General features: G+C 61.7%; 7 protein-coding genes. 6 read left to right on the forward strand and 1 reads right to left on the reverse strand.

Annotated features, from left to right (window positions below; translation table 11 throughout):
- Positions 1–371 precede the first annotated feature (371 nt).
- From AC1DXO_RS06410 to AC1DXO_RS06430, 5 genes are all read left to right on the forward strand, one after another.
- Entirely contained in the window at positions 372–1,397 is a 1,026-nt protein-coding gene (locus AC1DXO_RS06410; protein ID WP_476977283.1) for an alpha/beta hydrolase, read from the forward strand.
- On the forward strand, positions 1,397–1,960 hold the full coding sequence (locus AC1DXO_RS06415; protein WP_476977284.1) for a DUF3237 domain-containing protein: 564 nt from the start codon (positions 1,397–1,399) through the stop codon (positions 1,958–1,960). Before AC1DXO_RS06410 ends, AC1DXO_RS06415 begins: the two co-directional genes overlap by 1 nt.
- A 92-nt stretch (positions 1,961–2,052) precedes the next feature.
- Positions 2,053–4,140, forward strand: coding sequence for an alpha-L-arabinofuranosidase C-terminal domain-containing protein (locus AC1DXO_RS06420; RefSeq protein ID WP_476977285.1), 2,088 nt, complete (start codon positions 2,053–2,055; stop codon positions 4,138–4,140).
- A 26-nt stretch (positions 4,141–4,166) separates the two neighbouring features.
- On the forward strand, positions 4,167–6,830 hold the full coding sequence (locus AC1DXO_RS06425; protein ID WP_476977286.1) for a glycoside hydrolase family 3 protein: 2,664 nt from the start codon (positions 4,167–4,169) through the stop codon (positions 6,828–6,830).
- A 144-nt stretch (positions 6,831–6,974) separates the two neighbouring features.
- The gene (locus AC1DXO_RS06430) at positions 6,975–9,401 is read left to right on the forward strand and encodes a glycoside hydrolase family 95 protein (protein ID WP_476977287.1); all 2,427 of its coding nucleotides are present in this window, start codon (positions 6,975–6,977) and stop codon (positions 9,399–9,401) included.
- Between the two features lie 143 nt (positions 9,402–9,544).
- On the opposite strand, the gene AC1DXO_RS06435 is transcribed toward AC1DXO_RS06430, so the two are convergent.
- Complete coding sequence (locus AC1DXO_RS06435) at positions 9,545–12,211, reverse strand: glycoside hydrolase family 31 protein (RefSeq protein ID WP_476977288.1); 2,667 nt, start codon at positions 12,209–12,211, stop codon at positions 9,545–9,547.
- A 183-nt stretch (positions 12,212–12,394) separates the two neighbouring features.
- Here AC1DXO_RS06435 and AC1DXO_RS06440 point away from each other — a divergent pair, with 183 nt between their 5' ends.
- Positions 12,395–13,405, forward strand: a complete 1,011-nt coding sequence (locus AC1DXO_RS06440) for a zinc-binding alcohol dehydrogenase family protein (RefSeq protein ID WP_476977289.1) — start codon at positions 12,395–12,397, stop codon at positions 13,403–13,405.
- Positions 13,406–13,410 lie beyond the last annotated feature (5 nt).

The following is a 13,410-nucleotide window of genomic DNA, read 5'->3' on the forward strand; positions in this document are numbered from 1 at the left end:
AGGAGGACCAGGCAGCGAGTTCAGGAGCTAAAAAATACAACACCACTCCTTGCCCTCTCGGTTAAAGGCAAGGACCCGACCAACAAATGTTAGCGGTCACACAGCGTATTATATCAGACAATTCTCGTCAATCGTCCCGCGGCCACTTCGACGCTGGAAAATCACAATTTTATTCCAAAAAACGCGTGCACGGTTGAAAATAATATAATAATATATTGATATTATTAATATAAATAGAAAGAAAAATAGATTCTTAAATTTCGCTAATGAAAGAAGTTGCCAAAATATTGCCTTGACACTCAATTCCGGCCTTGATTTTTGAGACATATTGTCAGAGGAATGGGGAAACCAATAATTATAAGGGAGACTTAATGCGCCAGGTGCTTTTTGGCCTATGCGCCATGCTTGCCGTCAGTGCTGTAAACTCCGCAGCGGCGCAGTCCGTTCGCACGGAGCAAATTACCGTTCATAGCCAGGCGCTGGAAGGCAATCTCGAAGGTAACGCGTCCGATCGGAAGGTCACGGTGTATCTGCCGCCCGACTATGATTCCGCCGCACAAAAGCGTTATCCGGTTGTGTATGCGCTGCACGGCTATTCGATCAATAACGAGATCTGGTCGAAAGAGATCAAAACGCCCCAGACGATCGACGCCGCCTATTCGGCCGGCGTGAAGGGCATGATCATCGTGCTGCCCAATTCCCAGACCCTTCACAACGGCTCCATGTATTCCAGTTCCGCAACGACGGGAGACTGGGAAACCTTCATCTCGAAGGACCTGGTTGCCTATATCGACAGTCACTACAGAACCCTGGCACGGCGCGAAAGCCGGGGGCTGGCGGGTCATTCGATGGGTGGCTACGGTACGGTTCGCATCGGTATGAAACATCCGGAAGTCTTCAGCGCTCTCTATGTCATGAGCCCCTGTTGCCTGTCCGCGCGCGGCGCGCCTTCGGCCGAGGAGGGGCTCAAGCTGGAAGCCTTGAAGACACCGGAGGAAGCGCAATCCCTGGGCTTTTTCGTCCGTGCGACCCTGGCGGTTGCGTCGGCGTGGTCGCCCAATCCTAACAAGCCTCCGTTCTATCTCGACTTGCCGACCAAGGATGGCGTGGCGCAACCCGACGTCCTGGCGCGCTGGGCGGCCAATGCGCCGCTGTCGATGGTGCATCAGTATATCCCGAACATGCGCCAATACGCGGCGATCGCCTTTGATGTCGGCGACCGCGACGGGCTCAAGACCGACACCGAAGCGCTCAGCGCCACATTGACAGCCTATCATGTCGCCAACAGCTTCGAACTGTATGACGGCGACCACGTAAGCGGCGTTGCTGACCGGTTTCAGAACCATGTCCTGCCATACTTCGCCGCACATCTGTCGTTCGCACCAGAGGCGCGGTGATGAAAGCTTTGGCGTCTGTCCCGGGCGGTGTTTTGGGTGTGCTCGCCATGGCGGGCGCGCTGTGGTCGGCGCCGGCCCTGGCGCTCGAGCCCGACCCGGTTGCACCGCACCAGGAGCCCACTCCTCATCTGGAATATGCCTTCGAAGAGGTGGTTCTGCTGGGTGAAGGCGTCAATCCCGGCGCGACGCCGATGGGCGAGCGTTACATCATTCCCATAACCGGCGGCAGGTTTGACGGACCGGGCGACGGGACGGGGATCAAAGGCGAGGTCAGGCCCGGCGGATGGGACTGGCAGCTGAAACGCGCCGACGGCTGTGTCTGGGCTACGGCCGACTACATGCTGCAGACCAGCGACGGCGCCATCATCAATGTGCGCAACCAGGGACCCATGTGTCCGCAGATGGGAACGGATCCCGCAAAGCCTATCCTCTTGACCCCGGTCTTCGAAGCGCCTCTGGGCCGCTATCAATGGCTGAACCAATCGGCGTTCGTGGCGCGCCTGGACATCATCACCGACGAAGGCAGACCCGCCGTCCGCATTCGTTTCTATCGAGTGCATTAGCCGCCTGGAAGCAGGTTTGTGGCCGCTATCTAAGGCCGGGATTTGTTGACGCCATTATCAATGTGTCTTCTCCTTTGAACTACGAGGTTACCATGCAAAACGAAAACGGCGCCATACTGTCGCGCAGGCAGGCCCTTATGACGGGCGTGGTCGCCAGTGTCCTGGCCACTACGCCAGCAATGGCCGAGACCAAGTCGCCGATCGCCTCGACCATCCAGGCCGGGCGTGAGGGCGCCCCACTTAATCCGTTCATCTATGGTGGCTTTCTCGAACATATCGGCGACCTGATTAATCACAGCCTGTGGAGCGAGGTTCTGGACGATCGCAAATTCTATCACGCGGTCGACTCAACACCGGCGCCCAAGGCGGAAGGTGCCGTGGCGCGGATGCGCGCCGTCAACAAATGGGTCCCGGTCGGGCCCGACGCGGCCGTGGCCATGGATCGCAACACGCCCTGGGTCGGCGAGCAGTCGCCAATGGTGACGCTGGCCAGGCCTGAGCCGCGCGGCATCGCCCAGTCCGGCCTGGTCCTGGCCGGGAAGAAAGACTATGTCGGGCGCGTCGTCATCGCGGCCGACGGTGCGGCCGATATTACGGCAACCCTGATCTGGGGTATGGCAGCAACGGACCGGCAAACGGTCAAGGTGCCGGCAGGGCCGGCCTGGAGCACGGTGCCAGTACGCTTTTCGCCCGAGGCCGACACGGCGGAGGCCAGGCTTGAAATCACCGGTACGGGCACGGGGACCTTCCGCATTGGCGCCGTCTCCCTGATGCCCGCGGACAATATCAAGGGGTTCCGCGCCGACACCATCGCCCTGATGAAGGAGGTGGATTGCAAGATCCTGCGTATTCCGGGCGGCAACTTCATTTCCAGCTATGACTGGAAGTATACGATCGGTGACCCGGACAAACGCCCGCCGATTCTCGACCCGGTGTGGAACTTCGCTCAACCGAACGACGTCGGGGTCGATGAGCTGCTGCAGATGTGCCAGTTGATCAGGGCCGAACCGAGCTGGTCGGTCAGCACCGGCTTCGACAGCCCGCGCTCGGGCGCCGAGCAGGTCGAATATATCAATGGCGCGGCCGATACCGAGTGGGGTGCGAAACGCGCCGCCAACGGTCATCCGGAACCGTATCGCGTCAAGTACTGGAACATCGGCAACGAGATGTACGGCCACTGGCAGATGGGGCATATCCCGATGAAGCAGTACGCCGTCAAGCACGCGCAATTCGCCGACGCCATGCGCAAGGTCGATCCGTCGATTTACATCATCGCGCCGGGCGGTTTCGCCGACGAAATGACGACGGGCCAGGGCATCTTCATCGAAGGCCAGCCCCAGGTCGAATTCGGATCGGAGCGCGACTGGGCCTACGGTATGTTCAAAAATGCCTGGGGCAAGTTCGACGCCCTGGCCACCCACGCCTATCCACCCGAAAACAAGAAGTTCGACGTCAAGACGGGCAAGCTTTTCGACGTCCAGCGGCCCCTGGTCGAATGGGCGCGTCAGCCGGCCAACCGCGTCCTGACCATGGTGGAATGCTGGGAAGAGTATAAGCGCCGCTTCCCGGCGCTGAACGACGGCAAGGTCAAGGTCTTCTTCGACGAATATGCCTACAGCTTCCGCCAGACACTGAAGACCTGCCTGGCCCTGGGCATGTGCCTGCATGAGTTTTTCCGCCATTCCGACTTCATCGACATGGCGGGCTACACCATGGCGACCGGCTGGATCGATTTCGACCGCACACGTTCGGTGATCAGCGCCACCGGCCGGATGTACCAGATGTACAACCAGCATTTCGGCACCATCCCCGTCGCCGTGACCGGCAATTCTCCCGTGCCGGCGCCGGAATACCCGGCCGGCGGTGACCAGCCGCGCGTCAATGCCGGCAGCCCGACCTATCCGCTGGATATTTCGGCCGCCCTGACAGCGGACCGCAAGGCCCTGGTCGTGGCGATCGTCAACGCCACGGAGCAGGCTCAGACCCTGCAACTGGGACTGGACGGCTTCAAGGTGCGAAAGGCCGGACGTAGCTGGAAGCTGACCGGCGCTTCGCTCGATGCGCAGAACCAGGTCGGCAAGCCGGCGGAGGTGGTGGTGACCGAAGGCACCTTCGGCACCGCTTCGCCACTGAAAATCGCGCCGACCAGCGTAGAGCTGTACGAATTCGCCCGCGCCTGAACGGTTGGGCAGACAGGAAACAGGAAATGACCATGAAGCAATATATTCCACGCCGCGCACGCTGGGCCGTCTCGGCATTAGCCCTGCTGGCCGCGCTTAGCGCTGCACCCGGCGCGTTCGCGCAAAATCCGCTCGAACGCGCACCCTACCAGGACGTAACGCGTACGCCCGAACAGCGTGCCGCCGACCTGGTGTCGCGTATGACGCTGGAGGAAAAGACCTCCCAGCTGATCAACGATGCCCCGGGTATTCCGCGACTGGGTGTCCGCGAATACAACTGGTGGAACGAAGGCCTGCATGGCGTCGCAGCCGCCGGACACGCCACCGTTTTTCCGCAGTCGGTCGGCCTGGCCGCGACGTGGGATGAGCCGTTGATTCGCCAGGTCGCCGACACCGTCAGCGTCGAATTCCGGGCCAAATATGTTGAAAGCCGGCATCGTTTCGGCGGCTCGGACTGGTTTCGTGGTTTGACTGTCTGGTCGCCGAACATCAATATCTTCCGCGATCCGCGCTGGGGGCGGGGCCAGGAAACCTATGGCGAAGACCCATATCTCACGTCCCGCATGGGGGTAGCCTATGTCAAGGGCCTGCAAGGGGATGATCCGGTCTATTACCGGGTCGTCGCCACGCCCAAGCACTTCGCGGTCCATAGCGGTCCCGAAGCCGGACGCCACCGCGACAATGTCGATCCGTCGCGCCATGACCTGGAAGACACCTACCTGCCGGCTTTCCGGGCGACGATTGCCGAAGGCAAGGCGGACTCGATCATGTGCGCCTACAACGCCATCGACGGCCAGCCGGCCTGCGCCAACGAGGACCTGCTGGTCACCCATCTGCGCAAGGACTGGGGCTTCAAGGGATTCGTGGTCTCGGACTGCGACGCCGTCGGCGACATCTATTACAAGACCTCGCACCACTACAAGGCGACACCGGAGGAGGGCGTCACCGCGGCCTACCAGATGGGGACGGACCTGATCTGCGGCAATGCCAACGAGGCCGACCACCTGACCGCCGCCGTCCGCCAGGGCCTGCTGCCGCAAAGCACCATCGATACAGCCCTGGTCCGGCTGTTTACCGCGCGCTTCAAGCTGGGCCAGTTCGACCCGCCCGCCAAGGTCTTCCCGGGCATTACCGCCGCCGACTACGACACCCCGGCCAATCGCGACCTGGCGCAGCATGTGGCGGAATCCGCCATGGTCCTGCTGAAGAACGACGGCAATCTGCTGCCCTTGAAGGCCGAACCGCGCACCATTGCCGTGATCGGGCCCAATGCCGACTCGCCCGACTCTCTGGTCGGCAACTATAGCGGCGACCCGTCGCATCCGGTAACCATCCTTAACGGTCTGCGCGCCCGCTTTCCCAATGCGGAGATACGTTATGCCCAGGGTTCCGGCCTGATCGATCCCGTCCTGGCGCCCGTGCCCGACGACGCCTTCTGCCGTGACAAGGACTGTCACGAAAAGGGTGTGACGGCCAGCCAGTTTGCCGCTTCCGACCTGTCGGGAACGCCGCAGTCTGCCGCAGCCGCCAATGCCCGACAGGCCTGGAGCGGCGAGCAACGCAGCGGATCGGTGCGCTTCGAGGGCTACCTGACGGCGCCGGAAACCGGCGAGTATCGCTTCCGCTACGACGCCAACGGCGGCTATCGCATCTGGGTCAACGACAAGCTGGTCGTCGATGCCTGGTGGGTCGACTGGCGTTCATCGATCGCCACAGGGACAGTCCACCTGGAGGCCGGCAGCCGCAACGCCATTCGAGTCGAATCCTTCCAGCGCCAGGACAAGGGCGATGAAAAACTGTTGTGGAGCCTGCCATCGGATAAAGGCGCCCAGGACGCCGTCGCCGCCGCGAAGGCCTCCGATCTGGTGGTTTTCGCCGCCGGCCTGTCGCAACGCGTCGAAGGCGAGGAAATGCGGGTCGAGACTCCCGGCTTCTCGGGCGGCGATCGTACCAGTCTTGACCTGCCACCCGTCCAGCAAAAGGTGCTGGAACAGGTCAGCGCGACCGGCAAGCCCGTCGTCCTGGTCCTGGTCAATGGCAGCGCGCTGGGCGTCAACTGGGCCGATAAAAACGTTCCGGCAATCGTCGAGGCCTGGTACCCCGGCGGGCAGGGCGGGGCGGCGGTCGCCCGCCTGATTGCGGGTGACTTCAGCCCGGCAGGCCGGCTGCCGATGACCTTTTATCGCTCGGCGGACCAACTTCCAGCGTTTACTGACTACAGCATGAAGGGCCGAACCTATCGCTACTTCAAGGGCGAGGCGCTTTATCCCTTCGGTTACGGCCTGTCCTACACCCATTTCACCTATGCGCCGGCGAAGGTTTCGGCCGCAAAGGTGAAGGGCGATGGGCAGGTGACGGTCTCGGTAAACGTCACCAACAGCGGCAGCGTAGACGGCGACGAGGTTGTGCAACTGTATCTCAGTCATCCCGGTGAAAAAGACGCGCCGATCCGCGCCCTGGCACGGTTCGATCGCGTTCATCTGAAGGCCGGTGAAACCAAGACGGTCAGCTTTACGCTCGACAGCCGCGCGCTCAGCACGGTGAATGCCGATGGATCGCGCACGGTCAAGCCGGGCAAGGTCAATATCTGGCTTGGCGGCGGACAGCCGGAAGGCCGGCCGGGGCTGGTCAAGGCGTCCGGCGTCGCGGCATCCTTGACCGTAACCTCCAGCCAGACCCTGGAGCCCTGATCATGATCACCCTGAAAAGCGCAGCCGGACTTATATTGGGACTGGCCCTGACCGGCGGCTGCGACGACTGCGTTGATATGGTTATCACCTACGGGCACAAGAACTTCTGACGGTCTCGTCCTGTCAGGTATCGGAGGAGGAAGCATGTCCATTTCAGACGGGCCATCCCGGCGCCGGGTTCTCGCAGGCGTGACGGCGCTGTCCGTGGCGTCGACGGTTCCGGCCATGGCCGGGACAACGGGACCATCGGCGTCAAACCGGCTGTGGTACCGGCAGCCGGCCGTGCGCTGGGAGGAGGCCCTTCCGATCGGCAATGGCCGACTGGGCGCCATGGTGTTCGGCCGCGTCGGCCAGGAACGGCTGCAACTCAACGAGGACACTCTGTGGTCGGGCGGCCCCTATACGCCGGACAGTCCGGAGGCCCTCTCCGCGCTGCCCGAAGTCCGGAAATTGATTGCCGAAGGAAGCTACAAGGAAGCGACGGACCTCGCCGGCGCAAAGATGATGGCGCGCCCGCTGTCGCAAATGGCCTATGGCACGCTCGGCGACCTCTTGTTGACCTTCGACGGACGGGATACGCCGGCGTCGTACCAACGCGATCTCGACCTGGCGACGGCCATCGCCGGCGTAATGTACGCAACAGCTTCGGGCACGATATGCCGGGAAGCCTTTGTCTCCGCCCCGGATCAGGTGATTGTGCTTCGGCTGGAAGCGAAAGGCCGGCGGTTCGGTTTCGACCTGGCTTACCGAGGGCCTCGCGACGTCAAATACACAGCGGCCAACTACAGCGGGTCGGCGACCCCCCTGGTGGCGGCACAGGCACCGGATTGGACGCGGCGCGAGGAGACGGGGGAAAACAGCGCGGATATCCTTATCCGGCAGGACGGCCCCGGGGCCTGGCTGATAACGGGGAAGAATAAAAGCGGCCCGAACCTTTCGCCGGCCCTGACCTTTGCCATACGCGTAAAGGCTGTCACCAATGGCGAGTTGTCGGTTTCCGACTCCGCCTTTTCGGTCCGCAGCGCGAGGACTGTTACCCTGGTGATTTCGGCCGCGACCAGTTTCGTGAATTTTCGCGATACGACAGGTGATCCGGTGGCCATCGTGCGCCGACGCAGCGATGCGGCTGCGGACAAGTCCTACCGGCGGCTTCGTGCCGACCATATCGCGGACTACCAGGCGTTATTCAATGGTTTCATGGTCAATCTCGGGCAGGGCAGTTCAGGATTGCCGACAGACCAGAGGATCGCCGCCTCGGAAACCGCCGACGATCCCGCCCTGGCGGCGCTGTACCTGCAGTACGCCCGATATCTTCTGATATCGTCGTCGCGGCCCGGCACGCAGCCCGCCAACCTGCAGGGGATCTGGAACGAAGCGACCAACCCGCCCTGGGGCAGCAAATACACGATCAACATCAATACCGAGATGAACTATTGGCTGGCGGGCGCGGCCGGATTGGCGCCGTGCGTCGAGCCTCTTTTGCGCCTGACCGAGGAGCTTTCGGTCACCGGCGCCGGCACGGCCAAAACCATGTACAATGCGCGCGGCTGGGTCGCTCACCACAATACCGATCTGTGGCGGGCGGCGGCGCCGATCGATGGGCCGATGTGGGGGTTGTGGCCGTGCGGCGGCGCCTGGCTGTGCAACACCTTGTGGGACCAGTATGACTACAGCCGCGACGAAGCCATGCTGGCCCGGCTGTATCCCCTGATGAAGGGCGCGTCGCTGTTCTTCCTGGACACCCTGACCGAAGATCCAAAGGGACGCGGACTGATCACCTCGCCGTCGGTATCGCCGGAAAACCAGCATCCCTTCGGCTCGTCGGTATGCGCCGGACCCGCCATGGATCGCCAGATTGTCCGCGACCTTTTCAGCCATACGGTCGCGGCCGGTCAGGCGCTGGGTCTTGACAGCGATCTGCTGGGCCAGATCGCCGATACGTCGCGGCGCCTGGCGCCGGATCGCATCGGTAAGTCCGGACAGTTACAGGAATGGCTCGATGACTGGGACGATGCGGCGCCGGAACAGCAGCATCGCCATATTTCCCATCTTTATGCGCTTTTTCCAAGTTCACAGGTCAATGTCCGGGACACGCCCGATTTCGTGAAAGCTGCACAGGTGACGCTCAACCGTAGAGGGGACCTGTCGACCGGCTGGGCTACCGCCTGGCGGATTTGTTGCTGGGCGCGAACCGGTGAAGGCGATCATGCTCACGCGATCCTGAAGTCCTTGCTGAGTCCGCAGCGCACCTATCCAAACATGTTCGATGCCCACCCGCCGTTCCAGATCGACGGCAATTTCGGCGGCGCCATGGGCTTGATGGAGATGATCCTGCAATCGTGGGGTGGCGAGATACATGTGCTGCCGGCCCTGCCGTCGGCCTGGCCCACCGGCCGGATCAGCGGCCTGCGCGCTCGTGGCAATATTACCGCTGACATCGCCTGGGGCGGAGGCAGCCTGACCTCATTGAAGCTGACGGGCCGCCCGGCGCAAGACATTGCTCTGCGTTACAAAGGCGAATTACGGTCGATCCGTCTCGATTCTAATGGCGTTTACGAGATGAAGGTCTGAACATGATGCACCGCCGCGGCCGGCCGCAGCGGTGTCAACGCGTTCCAAGCTGGTCGGCCGGTGACGGTAGAGGGGTGGGCCGGGGACATGGTGCAGATAGCCAGGACCGCGAACACCGCCGAGTCGGGCGACATCCTGGTAAGCTAGCGACGAAGACGGACGCGAATGGGCCGGCCGGTATAGCTAACCTCCACCCCCTGGCCGAGGTTTAGCGGCGGGTTGTCCTGTGAGACAAGATGCAGGCGGAATAGCCGCTGCTCGGGCATGCCGTTGAACCCACCGATCCTGCCGCCCAGGGCCAGCTCTCCGCTATGCTCCGACCAATGGAAAGGTATCGTCGTGCAGGCACCGTTTTCATAGGCGTAGGTCAGGCCGTCATCTTCATAGAGTTCGAAGGCGCCGTCGCACCCGGAAAACACCAGGATGTCGATAGCATGGCCGGTAATGTCCGCGGTCGACTGAACGATCGGGCCCAGCGGCAGCACAGTACCTGCCCGCACGTGAACGGGTATCTGCGAAAGAGGGGAGGGGACCTGGTGGATTTCGCCCCCGGCGCGATGAACGCCGCTCCACAGGTCGAACCAGCCGCCCGGCGTCCGGGGCAGATAGACCGGCCACGTGGTGACGTTCGGCTCAAGAACCGGCGCCACCAGCAGCGCGGGCCCGAACATGAAGCTGTGCGTCTGGGCCAGGGCCTGCGCGTCGGTGCGAAAGTCGAAAACAAGGGGCCGCAGCAAGGGCGTGCCCTTGCGATGGGTAATGGCGGCGAGACCGTAGATGTAATGGAACAGCCGGTAGCGCAGGTTAAGGTAATCGCGTGCCACGGCTTCAACCGTCTTGCCGTAGCGCCAGAACTCCGTATCCGTCATATAGCCATGGACGCGCTGCAACGGCAGGAAGGTCGCGTACTGGAACCAGCGGATGAAGCGTTCGTGGTAGGCGGTGTCGGTATATTGCGACGGGCCGGGCCGGAAAAACCCACCGGCATCTACGGTCCAGTACGGGTAGCCCGCCGCCGCCATGTTCAAACCCGCCGGAATCTGCCGTTTGAGGGTTTCCCAGTCATTGCCGATGTCTCCGGACCAGGTGACCGCCGCGTAGCGCTGCTGACCCAGAAAAGCCGACCGCGTCAGTGTGAAGACGCGGCGATCGGGGAAGTCTCGCCGCTGGCCTTCATAAACCGTCCGGGAAACCTGGAGAGGATAGGTCAGCCGATGTCGCTCGCCCCGTCCGACGAAGGTCTGGCGTCCGACAAGGTCATCATTTTCCGGTTCCGTCGCGTCCTGCCACCAGGCGTCTATGCCCAGCGCTGCCAGTCGCGTGCTCTGGTTTTGCCAGTAAAAGGCCGCCGCCTCAGGATTGAAGAAGTCGATCCAGTCCGAGTCGGGGATGTAATAGCCCTTCTCCGCCATGGCCTGGCCCAGCTCGGCCTTACGGTCCACCTTGGACCATACGGACAGCATCAGCCGCATATTCAGGCCGTGCAGGTCGCTAACCAGACCGGCCGGGTCGGGATATTGGGTCTCATCGAACTTCATGGCGTTCCAGCCATGCTTGCCCCAGTACTGCCAGTCCTGGACCATGACATCGACGGGAAGTTGCCGCTGGCGGAACTCGCGCGCGTTGTCGAGGATCTCATGCGACGACTTGAAGCGCTCGCGGCAGTGGATGTAGCCATAGGCCCATTTGGGTAGAATCGGCGTTTCGCCGGTCAATTGGCGATAGGTGGCCAGGATCCGCTCGGCGTCGGGACCGGCCATGACCACATAGTCGATGGCCTCGGCGACATCGGAACGCCAGACGGTTTGGTCACGCACCTTGTCGTAGCCGATTGACGGGGCATCCTCGGCATTCGCTATGACGCGGACTGTATGTGGCCCCGCCGACAGGTCGGCCATAAAGCTCGTGGTCGGCGGCAGCCACAGATTGGTCAGGTCGCAACAGACCTTACCGTCGATCTCGACATGGTGGCGCGAGGCCATCTTGCGTCCGATATCGAGCTGGAAGGCGTAGCGGCCGGGCTCGTCGAGGACGATCTCCTTTTGGAAAACCGCTTCCGTCCGGGCCAGCTTGGCATTTCCGGCATCCGTCGTGACGTCGACAACCTGCCCCTGGGCGTCGACGGCGACGCGGCTGAGTTGTGTCTGACGGGACGGGGGATTGAGGTCGCTTTTGCCTTCGTTGAGCCAGATAAGCCCGTAGCCGCGGCTCGACAGTGTGAAGGGCAGGCTGATCTGGGTATTGACCTGGGTCAGGCGGCGCGGCAGTTGCCGCAGGTCAAGCGCGCCGTCCTGGAAGCAGCCGGTACCGTAGATATGTTCGTCGGCCGGAGAGTCGAAAGCCTGTTCGGCAATGAACACCTTGTCCTCTCCCAGAGTTGACCCCAGAGTCGAAGACGTAAGTCGGCGCCCGTGGCGGGCTTCGCACAGGAGCAGATTTCCGTCCTTATCAAAAAATCGCAGGCCCTGGTCCGACGAGTCTACCTCGCAACAGATACCCGGCAGGATGAGGCGGACTGTGTCGCCCGAGGTGCGTTGCCGCACCTTGGGGCGATTTTGCTGGGGCAGGACTATGCTATCAGGCGCAGCGGCAAGTCCGGCATCGGCCGAAACGAAGCGGATGCGAAAAGCAGACTCGGTCAGGGCGAAGATTTGCAGCGTCCCATCAGGTGTCACGACGATATAGTCGGGATGGTGGGCCGACAGGGTCGCCGCCTTGGCGCTGATGACGGCCAGTCCCGCCAGGGCCGCACCAGCCGTCAGGACATGGCGGCGCGTCATGGGGGAGGCGGATACATCAGCGAGTTTCATTCGAGACCTTTTATTCACAAAACCAGGTGACGCATTTCGATAATCTTGCCCTGGCGCCCCTTACCCAGAGGTCGTCAGGGACATGCAGGTATCATAATTTTCCCACCATATCACGCATCCCGTTTGCAATTTGCAACTTTCTTATATAAAAATAAATTCCATATAAGGTAACGGGTGCGCCGAATGTTGACGATTTCCTGCAATAAGCCTCACGAACTGACGCTCGACGAACGGCCAATTCCGGTCCGACGCGACGGTGAAGTCCTGGTGCGAATTCGGCGCATTGGTATGTGCGGTACGGATTTCCATATTTTTTCCGGAAACCAGCCATACCTCTCCTATCCGCGGGTCATGGGTCATGAATTGTCCGGCGAGGTGCTGGATGCCGATCTTGACTCGGATATCCGGATTGGATCGACCGTGACGATCAATCCCTATCTGCACTGCAGAACGTGTCATGCCTGCCGGCGTGGCAAGCCGAATTGCTGCATGAACATCCGTGTCATGGGGGTCCATATCGATGGTGGCATGGCGGAGTACGTGTCCGTGCCGGCGGAGGCGGTGATCGATGTCGAAGGCCTCAGCTTCGACCACGCCGCCATGGTGGAATTCCTGTCGATCGGCATGCACGCTGTCCGGCGCGGGGCGATTACATCGGAAGACAGGGTACTGGTGGTGGGCGCCGGGGCCATCGGCATGGGGGTTGCGCTGTTTGCTCAAATGGCAGGCGCCGATGTCTTCCTGATCGATACCAATGCCGGCCGCCTCCAGCGGGCGCAGACCATATGTCCGGATATCGAAACTGCCCTGGCGGACGGCGATGTTCGCGCCTGGATGGAAGACAAGACCGACGGCGATTTCTTCGACGTGGTTTTCGACGCCTCCGGCAATGCCGCCGCTATGCAGCAGGGATTCGCCTATGTCGCGCACGGCGGCAGGTATGTCCTGGTCAGCATCGTCAACAAGGACATTACCTTCTCCGATCCCGAATTTCACAAGCGCGAGATGCAGTTGATCGGAAGCCGCAATGCGACAAGGCACGATTTCGCCGTGGTAATCGACATGATCCGAAACGGGGTCATACCGATGGACAGGCTTCACACCCATTCGTTGAACGCGACCGACCTGCCGACGCGGGTACCTGAGCTTCTCAAGGCGCCCGAAGATCTGCTCAAGGCCATCGTTACGATCTAAACAAA

The organism is Asticcacaulis sp. P2_C5 (genome assembly GCF_056404555.1).

Bases quoted from the DNA above. Each gene is read 5' to 3' on its own strand.
- AC1DXO_RS06410 (WP_476977283.1), top strand. From the start codon at position 372: ATGCGCCAGGTGCTTTTTGGCCTATGCGCCATGCTTGCCGTCAGTGCT.
- AC1DXO_RS06415 (WP_476977284.1), top strand. From the start codon at position 1,397: ATGAAAGCTTTGGCGTCTGTCCCGGGCGGTGTTTTGGGTGTGCTCGCC.
- AC1DXO_RS06420 (WP_476977285.1), top strand. From the start codon at position 2,053: ATGCAAAACGAAAACGGCGCCATACTGTCGCGCAGGCAGGCCCTTATG.
- AC1DXO_RS06425 (WP_476977286.1), top strand. From the start codon at position 4,167: ATGACCATGAAGCAATATATTCCACGCCGCGCACGCTGGGCCGTCTCG.
- AC1DXO_RS06430 (WP_476977287.1), top strand. From the start codon at position 6,975: ATGTCCATTTCAGACGGGCCATCCCGGCGCCGGGTTCTCGCAGGCGTG.
- AC1DXO_RS06435 (WP_476977288.1), bottom strand. From the start codon at position 12,211: ATGAAACTCGCTGATGTATCCGCCTCCCCCATGACGCGCCGCCATGTC.
- AC1DXO_RS06440 (WP_476977289.1), top strand. From the start codon at position 12,395: ATGTTGACGATTTCCTGCAATAAGCCTCACGAACTGACGCTCGACGAA.